The organism is Mycolicibacterium chlorophenolicum (assembly GCF_001044235.1).
Lineage (GTDB): Bacteria > Actinomycetota > Actinomycetes > Mycobacteriales > Mycobacteriaceae > Mycobacterium > Mycobacterium chlorophenolicum.
The window spans coordinates 81,827-104,568 of record NZ_JYNL01000051.1 but is presented as its reverse complement, the minus strand read 5'-3'; the positions used below and the strand labels follow the sequence as shown (position 1 = coordinate 104,568).

At 71.0% G+C, this 22,742-nt stretch carries 19 protein-coding genes and 1 pseudogene; 9 read left to right on the top strand and 11 right to left on the bottom strand.

Translation table 11 applies throughout. The annotated features are described in order from the left end of the window. Nucleotides 1-132 precede the first annotated feature (132 nt). The 5 genes from MCHLDSM_RS20140 to MCHLDSM_RS20120 all read right to left on the bottom strand — a co-directional run bounded on the left by MCHLDSM_RS20140 (nucleotide 133) and on the right by MCHLDSM_RS20120 (nucleotide 5,564). Nucleotides 133-1,029 carry a cyclopropane mycolic acid synthase family methyltransferase gene (locus MCHLDSM_RS20140; protein ID WP_048471691.1) on the bottom strand — a complete coding sequence of 299 codons (897 nt, stop codon included), beginning with the start codon at nucleotides 1,027-1,029 and terminating at the stop codon, nucleotides 133-135. A 142-nt stretch (nucleotides 1,030-1,171) separates the two neighbouring features. Then, nucleotides 1,172-2,053: a cyclopropane mycolic acid synthase family methyltransferase gene (locus MCHLDSM_RS20135; protein ID WP_048471690.1), complete on the bottom strand. Its 882-nt coding sequence runs from the start codon at nucleotides 2,051-2,053 to the stop codon at nucleotides 1,172-1,174. 112 nt (nucleotides 2,054-2,165) lie between these two features. Then, entirely contained in the window at nucleotides 2,166-3,068 is a 903-nt protein-coding gene (locus MCHLDSM_RS20130; protein ID WP_048471689.1) for an alpha/beta fold hydrolase, read from the bottom strand. After that, entirely contained in the window at nucleotides 3,068-4,432 is a 1,365-nt protein-coding gene (locus tag MCHLDSM_RS20125) for an ABC1 kinase family protein (protein WP_048471688.1), read from the bottom strand. The genes MCHLDSM_RS20130 and MCHLDSM_RS20125 overlap by 1 nt, the downstream gene beginning before the upstream one ends. Before the next feature lie 142 nt (nucleotides 4,433-4,574). Beyond that, complete coding sequence (locus MCHLDSM_RS20120) at nucleotides 4,575-5,564, bottom strand: oxygenase MpaB family protein (RefSeq protein WP_048471687.1); 990 nt, start codon at nucleotides 5,562-5,564, stop codon at nucleotides 4,575-4,577. Between the two features lie 91 nt (nucleotides 5,565-5,655). On the opposite strand from MCHLDSM_RS20120, the gene MCHLDSM_RS20115 reads away from it, so the two are divergent. Beyond that, nucleotides 5,656-6,252 (top strand): TetR/AcrR family transcriptional regulator, encoded by a 597-nt coding sequence (locus MCHLDSM_RS20115; protein ID WP_048471686.1) that lies wholly within the window; start codon nucleotides 5,656-5,658, stop codon nucleotides 6,250-6,252. Here MCHLDSM_RS20115 and MCHLDSM_RS20110 read toward each other — a convergent pair whose 3' ends face one another. Further along, nucleotides 6,253-6,855, bottom strand: coding sequence for a DinB family protein (locus MCHLDSM_RS20110; RefSeq protein WP_048471685.1), 603 nt, complete (start codon nucleotides 6,853-6,855; stop codon nucleotides 6,253-6,255). Between the two features lies 1 nt (nucleotide 6,856). Then, nucleotides 6,857-7,387, bottom strand: a complete 531-nt coding sequence (locus MCHLDSM_RS20105; protein ID WP_048471684.1) for a DinB family protein — start codon at nucleotides 7,385-7,387, stop codon at nucleotides 6,857-6,859. 62 nt (nucleotides 7,388-7,449) lie between these two features. On the opposite strand from MCHLDSM_RS20105, the gene MCHLDSM_RS20100 reads away from it, so the two are divergent. After that, nucleotides 7,450-8,454, top strand: a complete 1,005-nt coding sequence (locus tag MCHLDSM_RS20100; RefSeq protein ID WP_048471746.1) for a helix-turn-helix transcriptional regulator — start codon at nucleotides 7,450-7,452, stop codon at nucleotides 8,452-8,454. Here the strand turns inward: MCHLDSM_RS20100 and hutI are convergent. From hutI to hutU, 4 genes are read right to left on the bottom strand one after another with little or no spacing between them, the layout of a single operon-like run. Further along, nucleotides 8,397-9,569 (bottom strand): imidazolonepropionase, encoded by a 1,173-nt coding sequence (hutI, locus tag MCHLDSM_RS20095; protein ID WP_234714127.1) that lies wholly within the window; start codon nucleotides 9,567-9,569, stop codon nucleotides 8,397-8,399. The genes MCHLDSM_RS20100 and hutI overlap by 58 nt on opposite strands. Then, a complete protein-coding gene (locus tag MCHLDSM_RS20090) occupies nucleotides 9,560-10,888 on the bottom strand; it encodes a formimidoylglutamate deiminase (RefSeq protein WP_048471683.1) in 1,329 nt (442 codons plus the stop codon). The genes hutI and MCHLDSM_RS20090 overlap by 10 nt, the downstream gene beginning before the upstream one ends. Continuing rightward, entirely contained in the window at nucleotides 10,885-12,105 is a 1,221-nt protein-coding gene (locus tag MCHLDSM_RS20085) for an allantoate amidohydrolase (RefSeq protein WP_048471682.1), read from the bottom strand. The genes MCHLDSM_RS20090 and MCHLDSM_RS20085 overlap by 4 nt, the downstream gene beginning before the upstream one ends. After that, complete coding sequence (gene hutU / locus MCHLDSM_RS20080; RefSeq protein ID WP_048471744.1) at nucleotides 12,095-13,777, bottom strand: urocanate hydratase; 1,683 nt, start codon at nucleotides 13,775-13,777, stop codon at nucleotides 12,095-12,097. The genes MCHLDSM_RS20085 and hutU overlap by 11 nt, the downstream gene beginning before the upstream one ends. An 86-nt stretch (nucleotides 13,778-13,863) precedes the next feature. Between hutU and MCHLDSM_RS20075 the strand changes: the two genes are divergently transcribed. The 7 genes and pseudogenes from MCHLDSM_RS20075 (at nucleotide 13,864) to rplJ (ending at nucleotide 22,709) form a co-directional block, all read left to right on the top strand. Further along, complete coding sequence (locus MCHLDSM_RS20075) at nucleotides 13,864-14,664, top strand: IclR family transcriptional regulator (protein ID WP_048471681.1); 801 nt, start codon at nucleotides 13,864-13,866, stop codon at nucleotides 14,662-14,664. Nucleotides 14,665-14,729: 65 nt separating this feature from the next. Beyond that, the gene (hutH, locus tag MCHLDSM_RS20070) at nucleotides 14,730-16,265 is read left to right on the top strand and encodes a histidine ammonia-lyase (protein ID WP_048471680.1); all 1,536 of its coding nucleotides are present in this window, start codon (nucleotides 14,730-14,732) and stop codon (nucleotides 16,263-16,265) included. Nucleotides 16,266-16,323: 58 nt separating this feature from the next. Beyond that, nucleotides 16,324-17,668 (top strand): annotated as a pseudogene (locus MCHLDSM_RS39585) (glycoside hydrolase family 38 N-terminal domain-containing protein); the annotation flags it as partial. A gap of 1 nt (nucleotide 17,669) precedes the next feature. Beyond that, on the top strand, nucleotides 17,670-20,487 hold a 2,818-nt coding region (locus MCHLDSM_RS20065; protein WP_234714126.1), incomplete at its 5' end, for an NEW3 domain-containing protein. After that, nucleotides 20,484-21,029 (top strand): DUF7158 domain-containing protein, encoded by a 546-nt coding sequence (locus MCHLDSM_RS20060; protein WP_234714125.1) that lies wholly within the window; start codon nucleotides 20,484-20,486, stop codon nucleotides 21,027-21,029. The genes MCHLDSM_RS20065 and MCHLDSM_RS20060, both read left to right, overlap by 4 nt. Continuing rightward, a complete protein-coding gene (locus MCHLDSM_RS20055) occupies nucleotides 21,029-21,937 on the top strand; it encodes an ROK family protein (protein ID WP_048471678.1) in 909 nt (302 codons plus the stop codon). Before MCHLDSM_RS20060 ends, MCHLDSM_RS20055 begins: the two co-directional genes overlap by 1 nt. Nucleotides 21,938-22,181: 244 nt before the next feature. Then, nucleotides 22,182-22,709, top strand: a complete 528-nt coding sequence (gene rplJ / locus MCHLDSM_RS20050; RefSeq protein WP_048416967.1) for a 50S ribosomal protein L10 — start codon at nucleotides 22,182-22,184, stop codon at nucleotides 22,707-22,709. The last annotated feature ends 33 nt before the right edge of the window (nucleotides 22,710-22,742 follow it).

Below are 22,742 nucleotides of genomic sequence, written 5' to 3'. Positions count from 1 at the left end.
GAAGTGGTGGCCGAGAAGCACCCCCGCGCAGCAACGTAGCACCGCAGACCGCGGTCGGCGCGGTCAACGACGAAAACGCAGCTAACAAAAATCCCCCGGGCCGAGGCCCGGGGGATTTTTGTGCGTCACAGGTCAGGCAGCGGCACCGGACTTCAGGTAGGTGACCAGGCTGACGTCGATGGACTCGTCGATGAAGTAGTACTGGCAGCCCTTCAGGTACCGCATGTAGTGCTGGTAGTGCTCCTCGTCGGTGGCCGCGATGGCCGTCTCCTTGTTGCTCTCCAGCCGGTCGGCCCAGATGCCAAGGGTCTTGATGTAGTGGTTGCGCAGCGACAGCGTCTCGGGCACCACGAAGCCGGCCTTCTCGCCGTGCTCGACCATCATCTGTGTGGTGGGCAGCCGGCCGCCGGGGAAGATCTCGGTGAGCATGAACTTGATGAACCGGGCCAGCTCGAAGGTGAGCTTCTTGCCCCGCGCGGCCAGGTCGTAGGGGTGGTACCCCACGCTGCTCTGGATCGTCATGCGGCCGTCCTCGGGCAGCACCTCGAAGCACATCTTGAAGAAGTCGTCGTAGCGCTCGAAGCCGAAGTGCTCGAACGCCTCGATGGACACGATCCGGTCGACGGGGGAGTGGAACTGCTCCCAGCCTTCGAGGCGGACGTCGAAGGTGCGCTCGGTGTCGAGCTTGGCCAGCAGCTGGTCGCAATAGGCCTTCTGGTTCTTCGACAGGGTCAGGCCGATGACGTTGACGTCGTACTTCTCCATCGCCCGCTGCAGAGTCAGGCCCCAGCCGCAGCCGACCTCGAGCAGCGTCATGCCCGGCTTCAGGTCGAGCCGGTCGAGGTGCTGGTCGACGTTGGCGATCTGAGCTTCCGACAGCGTGACGTCAGGACCGGTGAAGAAGGCGCAGCTGTACTTGCGGGTCGGGTCCTGGAAGACGCCGAAGAAGTCGTCCGAAAGGTCGTAGTGAGCCTGAATGTCCTCGAAATGAGGCGTCAGATCCTTCGTGCCGGTGGATTGGTCAGACATGTCTCTCTACGTCCCTCTACTTCGTGTGCTTCATGAGATGGTGCGGTTGCGACGACCGTACCGAAGCGCGGCCCTGCCTTGCTGCAAACACGCTTCTCGGGCGACCAGCCTATCTGGTGGCCGGTCGCCCGATCCAATCCGCTCAGACGGGCTGTTTGACCAGTGTGAACTGGTTGACGTCGGTGTATCCCTTGCGGAACGAGTCCGCGCACCCGGTCAGGTAGTGCATGTACCGGTCGTAGACCTCTTCGGACTGGACGGCGATCGCCTCGTCCCGGTGCTCCTCCAGCGCGGCCGACCAGAGATCGAGCGTGCGCGCATAGTGGGGCTGCAGCGACTGCTCGCGGGTCAGCGTGAACCCGGCCTTGCCCGCGTGCTCGCCGACGAGCTCGATCGTCGGCAGGTATCCGCCGGGGAAGATCTCGGTGAGGATGAACTTGATGAACCGCGCGACCGAGAACGTCAGCGGAATGCCGCGCTCGATCATCTGCGGGATCGTCAGCGCGGTGATGGTGTGCAGCAGCATCACACCGTCGTCGGGCAGCACCCGGTAGGCGGTGGCGAAGAAGTCGTCCCAGCGGTCCTTGCCGAAGTGCTCGAAGGCGCCGATCGAGACGATGCGGTCCACGGGCTGGTCGAAGTTCTCCCACCCCTCGAGCCGCACCTCCTTGGTCCGCGGGCTGTCGGACTCGGCGAAGATCCGCTCGACGTGCGCCTTCTGGTTCTCGCTCAGCGTCAGGCCGATGACGTTGACGTCATAACGCTCGATCGCCCGCATCATCGTGTAGCCCCAGCCGCACCCGACATCGAGCAGCGTCATGCCGGGCTCGAGGCCGAGCTTGCCCAGCGCGAGGTCGACCTTGGCGCGCTGAGCCTCCTCGAGCGTCATGTCGTCGCGCTCGAAGTACGCGCAGCTGTACATCTGCGAGGGGTCGAGGAACAGCCGGAAGAACTCGTCGGACAGGTCGTAATGCGCCTGGACGTCGTCGAAATGCGGCTTCAGTTGTTTTTTGGTCGAGGCCATGAGTGGCTCCTTGGGGACGCTGCCCGAAGAGGTTCTCCTGAAACGGCGGTCACGCGTGCCCGACAGGCATGCTACGTCTTTTCGGAAAACTGTGAATTGACGGAGACGCAGGTCACATGGCCTGGGCGAACGTCGTCTCGAGTTCGCCCACGATGTCGTCCCACAGCGGTTCGGGAAGCTCGTGGCCCATGCCGTCGAACAGCACCAGCCGGGCGCCGGGGATCGCGCGCGCGATGGCGCGCCCGCCCGAGGGCCGCATCAGCTTGTCCGCCTTGCCGTGGATGACGACGGTCGGCGCGGTGGTCTGCCGGTTGTAGCGGCGCAGACTGCCGCTGCCCAGGATCGCCGCGAACTGCCTGCCGACGCCGGCGGGGTAATACGACCGGTCGTAGCCCTCGACGGCCTCGGCGCGGATCACGTCGTCGGGGCGGGGAAAGCCGGGGCTGCCGATGATCTTGGTGACCCGGACCGCGTTGTCGACGATCGCGTCGCGGTCGCTGCCGGCGGGCTTGCCCAGCACCGCGAGCAGCTGCTGCGGGCCGGGCGGGGGCAGCGCCGCCTGGTTGTTGCTCGAGAAGATCACGCCGAGGCTCCTGGTGCGCGCGTGGTGGCGCGCCCCGAACACCTGGGCGATCATGCCGCCCATCGACGCACCGACCACATGCGCCCGGTCGATGTCGAGGTGGTCGAGCAGCGCGGCCGCGTCGTCGGCCATGTCCTCGAGCGTGTAGGCCGCCGGGCTGGCCAGCCCGACGAACGACCGCGCCATCCGCGGCAGCAGCGGCGCGCCGGAGTGGTGGCCGGGTAGCTTGCCGGACAGCCCGACGTCGCGGTTGTCGAAGCGGATGACCCGCAGGCCCTGGTTGATCAGCTTCTCGCAGAACCCGGTGCGCCAGAAAATCATCTGCGCACCCAGACCCATGATCAGCACGACCGCCGGATCGCCCGGATCGCCCATGTCCTCGTAGTGGATGCCGATCTCGCCGGACGGGGCGGTTCCGGTGCGGACCTGCATCAGGCGTCCAGCTCCTCGGAATGCTCCCGGGACACCTCGACCATGAAGTTGGCGAAGTAGCCGGTCAGGGAGGGGTCGCTCATCATCTGCCATTTCGGCGCGAGCAGCTTCATGTAGCGCTCGACATAGAGGAACTGCTTGCCGATCAGCACCAGCTCCCGGGGCAGCTTGACGTCGTAGGCCTCGGCGAGCGCGGAGAGCTGCTTGCCGATCTCGGCGTAGCTCAGATCGCCGAGCGACGTCATCGTCAACGGGGTCGCGAACTTCTCCAGGTCCTTGGCGGCCTCCGCCTCCGGCTTGACGGTGCCCACAGCGCCCATCAGCACGACGATCTTGCCCGCCGCGGCGTGGTCCTTCTTCACCAGCAACGCGTACACCAGCTCACGCAGCAGCCAGCGGGTGCGGGGATCGATGCGGCCCATGATGCCGAAGTCGAAGAACACGATCTTGCCGTTGTCGTCGACGTAGAGGTTGCCCGCGTGCAGGTCGCCGTGGAACAGGCCGTGCCGCAGCCCGCCCTCGAACAGGCTGAACAGCAGCGCCTTGACCAGCTCGGTGCCGTCGAAGCCCTTCTTGCGGATCGCGGCGACGTCGTCGATCCGGGTGCCCTGCACGCGTTCCATCGTCAGCACCCGCGCACTGGTCAGATCCCAGTACACCTGGGGCACCCGGATGTTGGCGCCCAGCGGCGAAGCGTGCATGTGGGCCACCCACGCGTCCATCGACTGCGCCTCGAGCCGGAAGTCCAGTTCCTCGGCGAGGTTGTCGGCGAAATCGGCGACCACATCCTGCGCGGACAGCCGCTGGCCCAGCTTGGCGAACTCGACCAGCCGCGCGCCGCGCTTGAGGATCTGCAGATCCGCGGCGACCCGGCGGCGGATGCCCGGCCGCTGGATCTTCACCACGACCTCCTCGCCGCTGTGCAGCGTCGCGTAGTGCACCTGCGCGATCGACGCCGAGGCGAACGGTGTCTCGTCGAACGTCTTGAACAGGTTGGCCGGGTCGTCGCCGAGGTCCTCGACGAACAGCTTGTGGATCTCTTTCGGGTCCGCGGGCGGCACCCGGTCCAGCAGGCTGCGGAACTCCCTGCTCAGCGGTTCGCCGAAGGCGCCCGGGCTGGACGCGATGATCTGGCCGAACTTCACGTAGGTGGGGCCCAGGTCGGCGAAGGTCTGCGGGATCTGCTTGACGATCTTCTGCTGCAGGGAGCCGCGGCCGGTCAGCTTCGCGGCGACGCGCGCGCCGGTGCGGGTGATCTGCCACCCGGTGGCTCCGATGCGGGCCGCCTCGACCGGCAGCGGGACCCGGTCCAGTCTGGCAACCTCGCGATGTTGGCTGTTGTCGGCTTTCCGCGTGGTGCTCATATCAGCAGTGTCCCAAAAAGCCCCGGTCGGCGAAAAAACGTGTGCATCGGGTCACAGTGGCCCACCTGCCGCGGAAGCGCATTCCTGGTCGCGATTCCTGCGCTGCAGCAGCCAGGAACGCTATTCCGCGGGGGGCGGGGGCTCAGGCGAACGCGTCCTCGAGTTCCTCGCGGGTGCGCACCGGGTCGGTGCCCGGCCGGTAGGTCGGCAGCGTGTGCGGCACGGTCGTCCCCGCGGCGACCCGCGCCTTGGCCTGCTCGAACTCCGACGCCGCACCCGCGGCGAGGTGCACGCCGTTGATGATCGACCACACCAGCGCGCGGCGGGCGGTGCGCTCGACGATGTTCGGGTTGCTGTGCTGGATCAGTCCCTGCGCCCACGACGGCATGGTGTCGCGGACGGCCCAGTTCAGCGCCGCCTGCGGCAGCGGCAGATTCGGCCCGGTCGCCATCGCGGTGCCGTAGGTGACCGCGAGCTTGGGCAGATAGGACTTCAGGCAGTCCAGCGTCTCGGCCTTGGTGGTCGGCAGGTCGGTTCCCCCCAGTGCGTGCCCGACGCGCACGAACTCGCCGTAGTAGCGATCGATCTTGTTGCCGCGCAACGGGTTCGGATGATACAGCTCGTGCGCGGTGGCAATCCCCCACACCACGGTCGCGTAGTTCCAGCGCAGCCACTCGGGATCGTCGGCGTCATAGCGCGCGCCGTCGGGACGGGTGCCCTTGATGGTGTGGTGCATCGAGCGCACCGCGGTGGCCAGCCGATCGGCCGTCTCGGTCGAGCCGTACGCCGTCCCGATGAAGAACGCGACCGAATGCCCGAGCCGGGTCAGCGCGCCCTTCGGGTCGATCTGGGGCATCGGGTCGTCGCGGGTGTCGTCGCGGACGAGCCGGGAGTGGTGCACGCCCATCCAGTAGATCGACGGGTCGAGGCGCTCGAGGAAGGCCGCACACTGCAGGCCGAAGATCAGCGCGTGCATGTGGGAGTGCACGTGCCACACCGCGCTGCCCGGCCCGAACCAGCCGGGGTCCCCGACGGGCGCGGCGAACTCCATGCCCTTGAAGAATCGGCGCCGCACATCCTGGTCGAACCGCTGGTTGAGCATCTGGCCGACGAGCTGGTGCGGCAGGAACATCGCATCCTCCAATGTGGTCACGGGTGTGGCCAGAATAGCGTTTGGCGACGGATGTGACCAGAACCGGGCCGGCGCGGCTTAGGCTGACCGGATGTCGAGTCCCACCCGGTGGGCGGGCGTCCCGCTCACCGACCGCCGCGCGGAGCGGCGCGAGCTGCTGGTCGACGCCGCCTACCGGCTGTTCGGCGACGGCGGGGAGGCCGCACTCGCGGTGCGCTCGGTGTGCCGGGAGAGCGGGCTGAACTCCCGCTACTTTTACGAGAGCTTCGCCGACCTCGACGACCTGCTCGGCGCGGTGTACGACCGCGTCAGCGCCGAACTCGCGCAGGCGGTCGGCGCGGCGATGGCTACGGCCGGGGAGTCGCTGCGGGCGCGCACCCGTGCGGGCATGGCCGCCGTGCTGGAGTTCAGCTCGGTCGATCCGCGGCGTGGGCGCGTGCTATTCACCGACGCGCGAGCCAACCCGGTGCTGACCGCGCGCCGCGCCGCGACCCAGGACCTGCTGCGCGAAGCCGTGCTCACCGAGGGCTGGCGGCTGCATCCCGACACCGACCCCGTCGCCGCCATGGTCGGCGCCGCGATGTACACCGGCGCGATGGCCGAGCTGGCTCAGCAGTGGCTCGCCGGGCACCTCGGCGCCGAACTGGACGTCGTCGTCGACTACGCGCTGCAGCTGGTGCTGCGCTGACTACGGCGTGGCGGCCGGCGTCCACGGCTTGAGCCAGTCGGTCTCCGGCCAGCCCTCGACACCCGCGAGCAGCTCGTAGAGCGTGGCGCCGTCGATGCTCTCGCGGATGATGTCGCCCTGTCCGGCGTGGCGGGCCAGCTCCTCGATCATGTGGAAGAACACCCACCGCACCGACCATGCCGCGATGTCCTTGGGGAACCACGGCGCGTCCTGCGGCACCGGCACCGCCGCTCCGAGGTCGGCCGTCTCGACCAGCCGGATCGTCTCGGCGTTCTGGGCGTCGAACGCCGCCAGCACGCCGGCGAGCGTCTCGTCCTCGCGCATCGTGAACTCGTCCTCCCAGTCGGCGGCCCGTTCGTCGGCCGGGCGGCCGTCGTCGGCGACGGCGTCGGGGGCGGCGGCGACGCGTTCCATCCACCCGCGCTGACACGTGGTGACGTGCTTGATCAGCCCGCCGATCGACAGCGCACTCACCGACGGCGTGGAGCGGGCCTGCTCGTCGGTGAGCCCGAACGCGATCGCGTGGAACGCGTGCTGCTGCGCGGTGAGGTACTCCCGCAGACCGGCGCGTTCGTCGGCGATGGGTGGGGGCATGGCGGCCATGTCAGCTCTCCTTCGGGTGGGTGTGGGTGTAGAGGTCACGCAGCAGCGCGATCTCGGCTCCGTGGTGGATGACTTCGCGGGTGATGTGCAGGACGAGCGTGATCATCGGCGCCTGTGCCCACGGTCCCTCGGCGGGTCCGACCGGCTGCGCCAGCCGCGCCGTGTCCAGGCCCCGCACCCCCTCGATCCAGCGCCGGTAGGCGTCGTCGAGCTGAGTCAGAGCCGTGGCGGCGTCGGTGGCGTACGACCAGCTCTGGTAACCGGCCGGCGGTCCGCCGAAATGTGCGTGCGAGCGCGTCGCCAGCACGCCGACGATGACGTGGGCCATCCGCCACGCGATCGTGGTGACGGCCTCGGGTTGCGGCGCCGGGAACTCGAAATCGATGCCGCCGTCGCGGTGCACGGTCCAGCAGCCCGGCACCGGCTCCCAGAAGTACTCGTCGTCGGCGAGGCCGTCCAGGCGGGGCCGCAACTGGGACCGCCAGTGCAGGTCGAGCTGTTCGGCCAGTTCGGACACCACATCGATGCTCATGGATGTCACTGTCGCACCCGATGCGGACAGTTTCTGTCCTCAATGTGCGGCAGGATGGCGGCATGTCGGAAACGACCGGCCGGGTGCTCCAGTTGCTCGGCCTGCTGCAGGCCCGCCGCGTGTGGAGCGGCGAGGAGCTGGCCGAGCGGCTCGGCGTCACCACCCGCAGCGTGCGCCGCGACGTCGACCGGCTGCGCGAGCTCGGCTATCCCGTGCACGCCAGCACCGGCGTCGGCGGCGGCTACCGGCTCGGCGCCGGGGCAGCCCTGCCCCCGCTGTTGCTCGACCCGGACGAAGCCGTCGCGATGGCGGTGTGCCTGCGCGTCGCCGCGGGCGGCAGCGTCGCCGGGGTGGGGGAGTCGGCGCTGCGCGCACTGTCCAAACTCGACCAGGTGATGCCAGCGCGGCTGCGCTCGCAGGTCGCGGCCGTGCACCAGACGACCGTGACCCTGGGCACCCCCACCGAGACGCCGGTCGAGCCGGACGTGTTGATGACCCTCGCCCGGGCCAGCCGCGACCACGAGCACGTCACCGCCGGCTACGTCGACCTACACGGCAACGTCACGCACCGCCGCGTCGAGCCCTACCAGCTCGTGACGACGGGCCGGCGCTGGTACCTGCTCTGCTACGACCGGGACCGGTCGGACTGGCGCAGCCTGCGGCTGGACCGGATGTCCGACGTGCGCGCCCACGGCACCACGTTCACCCCGCGCGAGGCGCCCGACGCCGCGTCCTACGTGCGCCGGGCGATCAGCTCCTCGCCCTACCCCTACGTGGCGCGGGTGCGTTATGCGGCACCGCACGACGTTGTGGCGCAGTGCTTTTCGACGGCTTCGGTGCACATCGAGCCGGACGGTCCGGACGCGTGCATCCTCACCGCCGGAGCCGACGACCCGCAGCGGATGGTGCCGTGGCTGGCGCTGCCCGGCTGTGACTTCGAGGTGCTGGAACCGCCCGAGGTCGTCGAGGCGGTGCGCGTCGTGGCCGAGCGGATCGCCCGCGCCGCGCGTCAGTCCCCGACGCCGCCGCGCACAACGTCGCCGACGAGCGGGACGCCGGGCCGATAGGCCAGGTGGATGTAGGAGGGGGCGTCGAGGCGGACGAGGTCCGCGCGTTTCCCCGCGGCGAGCACGCCGATGTCGTCGCGCCGCAGAGCCCTGGCGCCCCCCGCGGTCGCCGCCCAGAGGGCCTCGGCGGGGGTGAAGCCCATGTCCCGCACGGCCACCGCGATGCAGAAGCCCATGCTCGTCGTGTACGAGCTGCCCGGGTTGCAGTCGGTGGCCAGAGCCACCGTGACGCCCGCGTCCAGGAATCGGCGGGCATCGGGCCACGGTGCGCGCGTGGAGAATTCGGCACCCGGCAGCAGCGTGGCGACCGTGTCGCCGGCGGCCAGGGCGTCGATGTCGGCGTCGGTGGCGTAGGTGCAGTGGTCCACCGACGCCGCCCCGAGTTCGACGGCCAGCCGAATCCCGTCGCCGGGGCCCAGCTGGCTCGCGTGCAGGCGGGGCACCAGTCCGACGTCGACGCCTGCCGTCAGGATGAACCGGGCCTCGTCGACGTCGAACGCGCCGCGGTCGCAGAACACGTCGATCCAGCGGGCATGCTCCCGGCACGCCGCGAGCATGTCGGCCGCCACCAGCCGGACATAGGCGTCGCGATCCTCGCGGTATTCGGGTGGGACCACATGGGCGCCGAGGAACGTCGTCTCGGCGGTGACCGACGTGGCCAGCTCGAGGCTGCGCTGCTCGTCGACGGTGGTCAGGCCATAGCCGCTCTTGGTCTCGAACGTGGTGACGCCGCCGCGGTGCAACTCGGCCGCGAGCCTTCCCACGTTCGCGGCCAACGCCCCGTTCGACGCGCCGCGGGTAGCCGCGACCGTGGAGGCGATGCCCCCGCCGTCGTAGGGCCGGCCCGCCATGCGCGCGGCGAACTCGGCGGACCGGTCACCGGCGAAGACGAGGTGGGCGTGGCTGTCGACGAAGCCGGGCAGCACGCTCGTGCCGCCGCAATCGACGCGTCGATCTGCCGCGGGCGCTTCGTGTTTCGGTCCCACCCAGGCGATGCGGTCACCGTCGACCAGCAGCGCGGCCCCGGTGATGACGCCGAGGGGGCTGCCGTCCCCGGCGGCCGGATCGTTGGTGACGAGCTCGCCGATGTCGTCGTACAGCACGGTCACGACCACATCTCCCCGATGATCTCTGCCAGCGCGCGCCCGGCATCGAGGCGGTGGTGCCGGTCGGTGACGACGGTACGCCCGTCGACGACGACGTCGGTGACGTCGGCGGCCGACGCGGCGAACACTACGTTCTCGGCAGTGGCGCCGCCGCCCGCGGTGCGCACCGACGCGAGGTCGACGGCCACCAGATCGGCTCGGGCACCGGGTTCGAGCCGGCCCGCGGTCGTCCAGCCCAGCGCCTGCTGGCCGTCGAACGTGGCGGCGTCGAGCAGTCGAGCCGCGGGAATCGTGCCGCGGCGGCGGCCGGCGAGCCGCTCGTCGAGTTCAACGGCCCGTGCCTCTTCGAGGAGGTCGATCATCGCGTGACTGTCGGTGCCCAGGCTGAACAGGCCCGGTCCGTCGAGTAGTGCTGGGGCGGGGCCGATTCCGTCGCCCAGATCGCGCTCGGTGGTGGGGCAGAAGCAGGTGCCGGTGGAGGTGGCCCGCATGTCGGCGATGTCTTGTGCGGTCAGATGCGTCGCGTGCACCGCGGTCGTGCGCGACCCCAGCACGCCGTGCTCGCGCAGCAGCGCCGTCGGCGTGCAGCCGTACGCGGCCAGGCACTGCTCGACCTCGGCGACCTGCTCGCTGGAATGCACGTGCAGCGGGGCGTCGTACGCCTGCGCCCACGACGCGACCCGGGCGAGCTGTTCGGCGGGCACGGCGCGGACGGAATGCACTGCGGCGCCGACGAGGACGTGGGGTTCGTCCTCGGCGGCCGACCGTAGCGCATCGGCTCGCTGGGCCCACCGGTCGGCATCGCCGTCACCGAACCGCAGCTGCGGACCGTCGAGGGGCTCGCCGGCCGGTCCCGCCGTCAGGTAGCAGGTGTCGAGCAGCGTGAGCCGGACACCGGCGTCGGCGGCCGCGGAGATCAGCGCCCGGCCCATCTCGTTGGGGTCGGCGTAGAGCACGCCGCCGGGGCCGTGGTGCAGGTAGTGGAATTCGCCGACCGCGGTGATACCCGCCGATGCCATCTCGGTGTACACCGCGCGGGCCAGCGCCAGGTAGCTCTGCGGGGTGAGGCGGTCGGCGATGCGGTACATCGCCTCGCGCCACGTCCAGAACGAACCGCCGCCACGCTGGGTGTGGGCCCGCAACGCGCGGTGGAAGGCGTGCGAATGCGCGTTGGCCAGACCGGGAATCACCAAGCCCTGCAGGCATGTACCGGTGGGAGGCCGACCGACCTCGACCGCGTCGATCACGCCGTCGGTCGTCGTGACGAGCACACCGTCGGCGACACGACCGTCGACCCAGGCGTGCTCACACCACCACGCGTCGCTCACCCGGTCACCCAGTCGACCATCACGTCGGCCAAGGCGTGGGCGCCCAGCCTGCAGTCGGCGATCTCGGCGTACTCGTCGGGGGAATGCGAGATACCGGTCGGGTTGCGCACGAACAGCATCGCGGTCGGCACCGTCGCCGACAACACCCCGGCGTCGTGCCCGGCCTGCGTCGGCAGCACGGGGACGTCGCCGAGCCCAGCGAGCGCGCGCACGATGCGCTCCCGCGGCTGATCGGGAAAGACCACGGCCGGGCTGACGGATTCGACGTCGACCTCCAGTGAGATCCGGTCGCCCTCGGCGAATGCGGTCGCGTCGGCGGCGATCGCCTCGACCATCGCGGCCAGCGTGTCCTCGTCGGCGGCCCGCGCGTCCAGCCAGGCCTCCAGCTGCGAGGGAATCGCGTTGGCGCCGTTGGGTGTCACGGCGAGCTTGCCGAACGTCGCGACGGCGTCGTGCACGGTGGCCCGGTCGCGGGCCGCCCGCACCGTCGAGGCGAATGCCAGCATCGGATCACGCCGGTCGACCAGTCGCGTGGTGCCCGCGTGGTTGCCCTCGCCGCGGAACCGGAAGCGCCATCGTCCGTGTGGCCAGATCGCCGAGGCGACGGCGACGGGGCGATCCATCAGATCCAGGGCGCGACCCTGCTCGACGTGCAACTCGACATAGACACCGACCCGCTCGACCAGGCGCGGGTCGACGCCGACGTGTTCGGGATCGCGGCCCGCGGCCCGCAGCGCCTCGGCCAGCGTGGTGCCGTCCGCGTCGCGCAGGTTCAGCGCGCGGTCGGCCGTGACGGCGCCGGTGGACAACTGGGAGCCGACGCAGGCCACGCCGAACCGGCCGCCCTCCTCGTCGGAGAAGGCGACGACCGCCACCGGGATCCGCGGGCTGACCCCGCGACCGATGAGGTCGTCGATCGCGGCGAACGCCGACACGATGCCCAGCGGTCCGTCGAACGCGCCGCCACCCGGCACGGAGTCCAGATGGGAACCGGTGACGAAGGCGCCCACGGGATCGCCGATCCAGCCGGCCGGCATCCACCACGCCCAGACGTTGCCGTTGCGGTCCTCCTCGACCGTCATGCCGCGCTTGCCCGCCTCGCCGGTGAACCATTCGCGCAGCGTCAGATCGGCGGTGGTCCAGGCGAACCGGCGGTAGCCGCCGGCGGGGTCACGGCCGACGTCGTGGATCGAGTCCCACAGGCTGTCAAACGTCATCTCGCCTGTCCTGCATCGGGATTCGAACCCCACGCTGCGCGGCGACCCGGGTGGCGTACTCGTAGCCCGCGTCCACGTGGCGGATGACGCCCATGCCGGGATCGTTGGTCAGCACGCGCTCGAGCTTCTGGGCGGCGAGCGCGGATCCGTCGGCGACGCACACCTGTCCGGCGTGGATGGACCGACCCATGCCGACCCCGCCGCCGTGGTGGATCGACACCCACGAGGCCCCCGAGGCGGTGTTCACCAGGGCGTTGAGCAGCGGCCAGTCGGCGATGGCGTCGGACCCGTCGAGCATCGCCTCGGTCTCGCGGTACGGGGACGCGACCGAACCCGAGTCCAGGTGGTCCCGGCCGATCACGATCGGCGCGGACACCGCGCCGGACGCCACCAGTTCGTTGAACTTGAGGCCCGCGCGGTGACGTTCGCCGTAGCCGAGCCAGCAGATGCGTGCGGGCAGGCCCTGATACGCCACCTTCTCCCCGGCCATGGTGAGCCAGCGGCGCAGGTGCTCGTTGTCCGGGAACAACTCCATCACGGCGCGATCAGTGACCTCGATGTCCTTCGGGTCGCCGGAGAGCGCCACCCAGCGGAACGGGCCGAGCCCCTCCTCGAACTGCGGACGGATGTAGGCCGGCACGAAGCCGGGGAAGTCGAAGGCCCTGTCGTAGCCGGCCTTGCGGGCTTCGTCACGGATCGAGTTGCCGTAGTCGAAGACCTCCGCGCCCTTGTCCTGGAAACCCACCATCGCCGCGACGTGCGTGGCCATCGAGGCCTGCGCCTGCTCGGTGAACCAGGCCGCGTCCTTGTCGGCCATCGTCTTCATGTCCTCGAACGCGACCCCGATCGGCAGGTAGGACAGCGGGTCGTGCGCCGAGGTCTGATCGGTGACGATGTCGATGGGTGCGCCCCGGTCGAGAAATTCGGGGAAGACCTCCGCGGCGTTGCCGAGCAGTCCGATCGACAGCGGCCGCCCCGCGTCGCGGGCCTCGACGGCGAGCCGCAGCGCGTCGTCGACCGACTCGGCGCTGGTGTCGAGGTAGCGCTGCTCGATGCGGCGCCGGATCCGGCTCGGGTCGCAGTCGACGCAGATCGCGACGCCGGAGTTCATCGTGACGGCCAGCGGCTGCGCGCCGCCCATACCGCCGAGGCCGGCCGTCAGCGTGATCGTGCCGGCGAGTGTGCCGTCGAACCGCTTGCGCGCGACGGCGCCGAACGTCTCGTAGGTGCCCTGCAGGATGCCCTGGGTGCCGATGTAGATCCACGACCCCGCGGTCATCTGGCCGTACATCATGAGTCCGGCGGCCTCGAGCTCGCGGAACTTCTCCCAGTTCGCCCAGTCGCCAACGAGATTGGAGTTCGCGATCAACACCCGCGGCGACCACTCGTGGGTGCGGAACACGCCCACCGGCTTACCGGACTGCACCAGCATGGTCTCGTCGTCCTCGAGTGTGCGCAGCGTGGCGACGATCGCGTCGAACGCCTCCCAGCTGCGCGCGGCGCGCCCGGTGCCGCCGTAGACGACGAGTTCGTCGGGATGCTCGGCGACCTCCGGATCGAGGTTGTTCATCAGCATCCGCAACACGGCCTCCTGTTGCCAGCCCTTGCAGGTGATCTCGCTACCCCGCGGCGCACGCACGGGGCGCGGCGATGACGACGTCGTGGTTCCCATGGCGTCCAGCACACCCGACCACGCACCATTGCTCCAGAGCATTCCAGCGGCTAGTGTCTCGTATCCGAGACGTGGAGGGGCCGCCGATGTCGAGCACCTCACCCGCCGTCGGCCGCGCCCTGGACGTGCTGCTGTACCTCGCGGGCAAGCCCGGTCCGGTGTCCGGTGCCGCGGTGGCCCGTGACCTCAAGATCCCGCGCTCGTCGACCTACCACCTGCTCGACGTGTTGATCGCGCGCGGATTCGTCGTGCATTTCCCCGACCGGCGCACCTACGGGCTGGGCATGGCCGCCTTCGAGATCGGGTCGGCGTACCTGCGCCACGAGCCGCTGGAGCTCCTCGCCCGCCCGGTGCTGCGGCGCCTGGTCGCCCAGGTCGGCGAGACCGCGCACCTCGGCGTCCTGCACGGCGCCGAGAGTCTGTACCTGCTCAAGGAGCAACCCGCCGTGGCCCGGATCCCGGTCACGCTGGTCACCGACGTCGGCGTCCGACTGCCCGCGCACCTCACCGCCAACGGGCGCTCCCTGCTGGCGCACCTGTCGGCGGCGCAGGTGCGGGCGCTGTTCCCGTCGACGCGCGGGTTCGTCGACCGCACCGGCCAGGGCCCGGCCACCCTGCCCGAGCTCCGGCGGGTGCTCGCCGCGGAGCGACGGCAGCGGTGGTCCGAGGAGATCGGGCTCGTCACCGCGGGGCTGCAGTCCGTGGCGGCCTGTGCCTTCGACCATTCGGGCCGCCCCTGTGCCGCGATCAGCGTGACGTGGCGGCAGGACCACACCCGGGCATCGCACCCGGATCTGGTGCACGCGGTCCGCACGGCCGCGAGCGAGCTGACCGCGGCGTTGTCGGGGCACGGCCCGGAGGGCTGGTTCGACGAGCCGGGTGTCTGAGATCCGAGACACTAACTCCCGGGGGCCGGTCCGGAACCGGGCTCGCACGCCCTAGGTTTGCGCACATGACAGTCACCGTCGGCATCGGTCCCGTCAGCTTCGACGACGTCGTGGCGGTCGCCCGGGCCGACGCTCCCGTCGTGCTCGCCGACGACGCGGTCACCGCGATCGAGCAGAGCCGCCGCCACATCGAGGCGCTGGCCGCCGATCCGACGCCGGTGTACGGGGTCTCGACCGGGTTCGGGGCACTCGCCACCCGCCACATCCCGCTGGACATGCGGACGGCCCTGCAGCGCAGTCTGATTCGCTCGCACGCCGCGGGCTCGGGCGCCGAGGTCGAACGCGAGGTGGTGCGCGCGATGATGCTGCTGCGGCTCTCGACACTCGCCAGCGGACGTACCGGGGTGCGTCGCGAGACGGCCCAGGCTTACGCCAACCTGTTGTCCGCCGGGCTGACCCCGGTGGTGTACGAGTACGGAAGTCTGGGCTGCTCCGGCGATCTCGCCCCGCTGGCACACGTCGCGCTCGCAGTGATGGGGGAGGGGCACGTCCGTGATCGGGACGGTGCGCTGCATCCCAGCGCCGGCGCGCTCGTCTCCCACGGCCTGGAGCCCGTCGTCTTCGCCGAGAAGGAAGGGCTGGCGCTCATCAACGGCACCGACGGCATGCTCGGACAGCTGATCCTCGCGCTCGCGGACCTGGACAACCTCTTCCGCGTCGCCGACATCGCCGCGGCGATGAGCGTCGAGGGTCAACTGGGCACCGACCGGGTGTTCGCCGAGGACCTGCAGCAGCTGCGGCCGCACCCCGGGCAGGCCGCGTCGGCGGCGAACATCCGGGCGCTGCTGGCCGACTCGGCGATCGTCGCCAGCCATCAGACCCCCGACTGCACCTACGTGCAGGATGCGTACTCGCTGCGCTGCGCACCGCAGGTGGCCGGGGCGGGCCGCGACACCGCCGCGCATGCGCGCGCCGTCGCGGAGCGCGAATTGGCCAGTGTCATCGACAATCCCGTCGTCACCCCGGACGGCCGGGTCGAGTCCAACGGCAACTTCCACGGCGCACCGGTGGCCTACGTGCTCGACTTCCTCGCCATCGCCGTGGCCGATCTGGCGAGCATCAGCGAGCGCCGTACCGACCGGTTCCTGGACGTGGCCCGCAATCACGGGCTCAACGCCTTCCTGGCCCACGACCCCGGCGTCGACAGCGGCCACATGATCGCCCAGTACACGCAGGCCGGGATCGTCTCGGAGCTCAAGCGGCTGGCGGCACCGGCGAGCGCCGACTCGATCCCGTCCTCGGCGATGCAGGAGGACCACGTGTCGATGGGGTGGTCCGCGGCGCGCAAGCTGCGCCGCGCGATCGACGGTCTCGGTCGCGTACTGGCCGTGGAGGTGCTCACCGCGGCGCGCGGCATCGACATGCGCAGCCCGCTGACCCCCTCGCCCGCCACCGGTGCCGTGGTCGCGCTGCTGCGTCGGCACGTCGCCGGTCCCGGCCCCGACCGCTACCTGGCCCCCGAGCTGACGGCTGCCGTGGCGCTGGTGCAGTCCGGCGCGGTGGTGGCCGCCGCCGAAGGGGCGGCGGGGCCGCTGCAGTAGAGACGGCGACTACGCCGAACACGGGGGATCGGTGCGGGCGCGCCCGTAGGGTGTGGTGGTGCACGTCACCTCCGCGGAGTCGACGGATCTGTTCTCCGGCCCGCCCGACGACGCGGTGCAGCTGGTGCGCGTCGCGTACCGCGCAGGGACCTCGCGAACCGCCGTGCAGGTGGAGGGACCCGGGCTGACGACCGTCGGCGAGGTCACCACCGAGTCCGGCGACGGCTCCGTCGAGGTCGCCGTGCGCGTCACCGATCCGGTGACCGGGCAGCGCCGTCCGGCGCGGGTGATCGCCGGCGACAGTTCCCTCGAATTCGACTTCGTCGTCGCCGAGCCCGGCTGGACCATGTTCATGATCAGCCACTTCCACTACGACCCGGTGTGGTGGAACACCCAGGCCGCCTACACCAGTCTGTGGACCGAGGACCCGCCCGGCCGCTGCCGGCAGACCAACGGGTTCGACCTCGTCCGCGCACACCTCGAGATGGCCCGGCAGGACCCGGTGTACAAATTCGTGCTCGCCGAGGTCGACTACCTCAAACCGTTCTGGGACACCCACCCCGAGGAGCGGGCCGACCTGCGCAGGTTCCTCGCCGAGGGCCGCGTCGAGATCATGGGCGGCACCTACAACGAACCCAACACCAACCTCACCGGCCCGGAGACCGCGATCCGGAACTTCGTCCACGGCATCGGGTTTCAGCGCGACGTGCTGGGAGCCTCGCCGACGACCGCGTGGCAGCTCGACGTGTTCGGCCACGATCCGCAGTTCCCGGGCATGGCGGCCGACGCGGGCCTGACGTCGAGCTCCTGGGCGCGCGGGCCGCACCACCAGTGGGGACCGATGGCCGACGGGGGTGATCCCGAACGCATGCAGTTCGCCAGCGAATTCGAGTGGATGGCGCCCTCGGGCCGCGGGCTGCTCACCCATTACATGCCCGCCCACTACGCGGCGGGGTGGTGGATGGACTCCGCGCCGACGCTGGCCGAGGCCGAGGCGGCGACCTACGCGTTGTTCCGTCAGCTGAAGAAGGTCGCGCTGACCCGCAACGTCCTGCTGCCCGTCGGCACCGACTACACCCCGCCCAACAAGTGGGTCACCGACATCCATCGCGACTGGAACGCCCGCTACACCTGGCCGCGGTTCGTGTGCGCGGTGCCCGGGGAGTTCTTCGCCGCGGTGCGCGCCGACGCCGCCGAGCGGGGCGTGACGCCCGCGCCGCAGACCCGCGACATGAACCCGATCTACACCGGCAAGGACGTCTCCTACATCGACACCAAGCAGGCCAACCGCGCCGCCGAGAACGCCGTGCTGACCGGCGAGCGGTTCGCGGTGTTCGCCGGCGCGCCGAGAACGACCGCGCGGTGAGCACGTTGTCGGAGAACGCCACCAGGGCGATACCGACNGGCGGCGCTGGCGAAGGCCTGGGTGCAACTTGCCTACGGCGCCCACCACGACGCGATCACCGGGTCGGAGTCCGACCAGGTGTACCTGGACCTGCTCACCGGGTGGCGGGACGCGTGGCAGCTCGGCCGCGGAATCACCGACCGTGCGCTGACACTGCTCTCCGACGCCGTCGATGCCACGGTGGTGGTATGGAACCCGTTGGCGCACAATCGGACCGATGTGGTCACCGTGCATCTCGACGAGCCGTGGCACGGCCGTGTCGTCGACGCCGACGGCGCGGCAGTCGCCGTGGTCGCCGAGCACGACGGCCGTGCGCTGACCTGGCTGGCCCGCGACGTCCCGTCGCTGGGCTGGCGGTCCTACCGGCTGGAGCCGGGTGGCGCCGCAGAAGACTGGAAAGCGTTGCCGGGCAACATCATCGCGAACGACACGATCACGGTCGCGGTGGACGCGTCCCGTGGTGGGGGCGTCAGCTCGCTGGTGGCGGACGGTCGCGAATTGCTCGCCACGGGCCGGGTCGGCAACGAACTCGCCGTCTACGACGAGTATCCCGCGCACCCGACCGCCGGGGAGGGGCCGTGGCACCTGCTGCCGCGCGGTCCGGTCGTCACGTCGGCGCAGTCGCCGGCGGCGACGGTGACCCGGTACCGCAGCGACATCGGCGAGCGTCTGGTCGTCACCGGGGAGATCCCCGGGGTGCTGCGCTACACCCAGACGTTGACGCTGTGGCACGGCGTCGACCGCCTGGACTGCCGCACCACCGTCGACGACTTCACCGGTGAGGACCGGCTGCTGCGGCTGCGGTGGCCCTGCCCGGTGCCGGGCGCCATGCCGGTCAGCGAGGTGGGCAACGCCGTGATCGGGCGCGGCTTCGCGCTGCTGCACGAACCGGGCTCGGCCGAGTCGGTCGACACGGCCGTGCACCCGTACACGCTCGACAACCCGGCCCACGGCTGGTTCGGCCTGTCTGCGACGGCGCGGATCCGGTTCCGCGGCACCGCGGCACGCGCGATCGCGGTCGCCGAGGTGGTGATCCCGGCCGCCGCCGACGCGCCGTTGCTCGCCGCGGTCCGCGAGCTTATGGCCGCGCTCGGCCGCGCCGGCGTGACCGCGACCTGCAGCAGCGCCGACGCGCCCCGCTACGGTGACCTGTCGGTCGACTCCAACCTGCCCGACATCCGCATCAGCATCGGCGACAACGCCTTCACCGCAACGGTTCTCGACGCCCCCGCGGCCGCGTCCCGGGTGTGGGTGCCCGCGACGGCACCGCTGCGTGACGTCTGGGTGCCCGGCGCTGACCTGCGTGCGCCACGGGTGCTCCCGGTCCTCGTGGTGGGCGCCGACGGGTACACCGTGGCCGCGGTCGCCGCACTGGCCGCCGACCTGGCCGATGGCGAGATCGGCGTCGACCAGGACGTAGGGGAGGAGTACGCATCCCACACCGTCGCCATCGTCAACCGCGGCTTGCCGGGCTTCGCCGTCGACACCGACGGCACACTGCACCTGTCGCTGATGCGGTCCTGCACGGGTTGGCCGTCGGGCACCTGGATCGACCCGCCGCGCCGCACCGCCCCCGACGGCTCCGGCTTCGGGCTGCAGCACTGGACGCACGCCTTCGACTACGCCGTGGTCACCGGAGCCGGTGACTGGCGCGACCTCGGAATGCCTGCGCGCAGCGCGGAATTCAACAACGAACTGATCGCCGTCCGCGCCCACCACGATCCGCGCGGCGGAGGTCTGCCCGCGTGGGGATCGCTGCTGGAGGTGCACCCCGCCGGCGACGTCGCCGTGGGTGCGATCAAGAGGGTGGGTAACCCCACCGCGCAGGGGAGTGCCCGGCGGGTCGGCCCGACCGACGACATCGCGATCCGGTTGGTCGAGACGCTGGGCCGCGGCACGCAGGTGACGCTGCAAACCGGGCTGCGCACCGTCTCGGGGGCAGAGCGCCTCGATCTGAAGGAAGAACCCGTCGAGGCGTCCACTGATGCGCTGCAGCTGGGCGGCTACGAGATCGCCACGCTGCGAACGCCGTTGAACCTGTCCCGGGTGCTCGACGCCGACGGTGAACCGCTCGGGCCCGATGCCGAACCGGCACAGCCGCTCTACAGTCGCTACTGGCTGCACAACCGCGGGCCCGCCCCGCTCGGCGGGCTGCCTGCGGTCGCCCACCTGCATCCCCACCGACTCGTGCTCGATCACGCCGCACCGGTGTCGCTGCGGCTGACCGTCGCCAGCGACGCCACCGATGCCGCGCTGCACGGCAGGGTGCGCATCGTCGCACCGCCGGACTGGACCCCCGGCGGCGTCGAACTGCCTTTCGTCCTGCCGCCCGGTGAACATCTCGAGTCCGTCGTCGACCTGGACGTCCCCGCGACCGCCGCGCCCGGCTGGTACCCCGTGCGCGCCGAACTCGCGGCGACCGGCGCCGCGATCCCCGCGGCCTGGCACCAGACCGTCGAGGACGTGTGTCTGGTGTCGCTGGGGCGCCACGACGATCAGGTGCTGCGCATCGTGGCAGAGCCCGCTCCCGTGACGCTCGCGCCGGGCCAGACGGCACCGTTGCGGGTGACCGTCGCCACCGACGCCCACACCGACCTCGCCGTCGAGGCACACCTGATCTCGCCGTGGGGGACCTGGGAGTGGTTGACGCCCAACATCATCGGCGACGTCCTTCCGGCTCGGGGCTCGGTCGACCTGCGGTTCGACGTCACGCCGCCGCGGTGGGCGCCGCCCGGGCGCTGGTGGGCGCTGATCCGCGTGGCCTGCGCCGGCGAGATCGTCTACACCCCCGCGGTGTCGGTCGAGGTGACATGGTGAGGGCGGAGGTGGCGGCCACGGTCGGCGGCGAACCGGTGACGGTCGCCGAGGTGGACGCCCGCGAACGCGCGGTGCGCGCCCGCGTCCCCGAACACGCACTGCCCCGGCCGGGCACCCGTGAGGCACGGCAGCTGCGGCGCTGGCTCACCCAGGTGCTGGTGGCCGAGCGGGTGGTCGCCCGCGAGGCCGGGACACTGCGCGGCGCCGACGCGCCGCCGCACGCCGACCTGCTGCCCGACACCCTGGCTCACATGGAGATGGGCAGCGTCGCCGCGGCCACGCTCGCCGACCCGGTCGGGCGCGCGGTGTTCGCCGACGTCACGGCCGGGGTGGTCGTGGACGCCGACGCGGTGGCCGACTACCACGCCCGCAACCCCGGCCGCATGCCGGAAAGCGCTGTCGCCGAACATCTCTGCGCATCGGCGCGGCGACGGGCCTACCGTCGCTGGCTGGACGCCCGCTGCGCCGAACTGGTGCAGCTCGCGCCCGGCTACGAGCATCCCGGTGATCCGCGCCAGCCCGACCACACCCACAGCCACTGATGACCGCACCGATCCTGGCCCTCGACATCGGCGGAACGAAGATCGCCGCCGGCCTGGTCGATACCGACGGCACCCTCACCCACCACGAACAGCGCCCCACCCCGCACGGTGACGCGGAGAGCGTGTGGGCGGCCGTCGCCGCGCTGCTCGCCGACGTCCGCGCCGCCTCCGGTACCGACGTGACCGCCGTCGGCGTCGGATCGGCGGGCCCCATCGACGTGCCCGCCGGCACCGTCAGCCCGATCAACATCCCGCAGTGGCGGGGCTTCCCCCTCGTCGCGCGGGTGGCCGAGGCGACCGGGCTGCCGGTGCGCCTCGGCGGTGACGGCCTGTGCATGGCGATGGGGGAGTGGTGGCGCGGCGCCGGCCGCGACGCCCGCTTCCTGCTCGGCATGGTGGTGTCCACCGGCATCGGCGGCGGCCTGGTGCTCGACGGCACGCCGTACCACGGCCGCTCCGGCAACGCGGGTCACGTCGGGCACGCCGTCGTCGAACCCGGCGGCGACCCGTGCACCTGCGGAGGCCGCGGCTGCGCCGAGACCGTCGCCTCCGGCCCGCACCTGGCCCGCTGGGCCCGCGACCACGGATGGCAGGCGCCGCCGGAAGCCGGTGCGAAGGAACTCGCCGACGACGCGCTGCGCGGCCACCCGGTGGCGTTGCAGGCCTTTGCGCGCGGCGCCGACGCGCTCGCCCGGATGATCGCCTCGGTGGCCGCGGTCTGCGACCTGGACCTGGTCGTCATCGGCGGCGGCGTCGCGAAATCCGGCGCTTTGCTCTTCGACCCGCTGCGCGCGGCGCTGACGACCTACGCCGGCCTCGACTTCCTCGCCGGCCTCACCGTCGTGCCGGCCCGTCTCGGCGGCGACGCGGGGCTGGTCGGTGCCGCCGCCCTCGGCCGTTTTGGCTGATCGGGCGGGGGCAGGCTATCCTGGCACGGTTCCACCGAAGACCGTCGGTCGCCAAGCAATTGGTCGAAGGTCCGGGTACATCTGTTGTTCGTCGCGCAAGCGGCTCATCAGAGACCCGGCGGCCCACGCAGGAGGACGAGGCTAGTACGTCTACGTGTGCGCCCCGACCTGTCTGCGTCGGGGCGTTGTGCTTTCCCGGGTCGGTCGAGGTGGAACAACCGAAATCAACCACGAGGAGGCATGCATGGCCAAGGCTGACAAGGCCACCGCGGTTGCCGACATCGCCGAGCAGTTCAAGGAGGCTTCGGCGACGCTCGTCACCGAGTACCGCGGACTGACCGTCGCCAACCTCAAGGACCTGCGCCGTTCGCTCGGTGATTCCGCCACCTATTCCGTCGCCAAGAACACGCTGGTCAAGCGTGCCGCGGCGGAGGCGGGCATCGAGGGCCTCGACGAGCTGTTCGTCGGGCCCACCGCGATCGCGTTCGTCAAGGGCGAGGCCGTCGACGCCGCCAAGGCGATCAAGACCTTCGCCAAGGACAACAAGGCGCTGGTCATCAAGGGCGGCTACATGGACGGCCGCGCGCTGTCCGTCGACGAGGTCAACCGCATCGCGGACCTCGAGTCGCGCGAGGTGCTGCTGGCCAAGATGGCCGGCGCGATGAAGGCGAATCTGGCCAAGGCCGCCGGTCTGTTCAACGCTCCGGCGTCGCAGGTCGCACGTCTGGCCGCCGCGCTGCAAGAGAAGAAGGCCGCTGAGGAAGCCGAGTAGCGGCTTCCGCACGTAGTTCACCACCCACTAGCT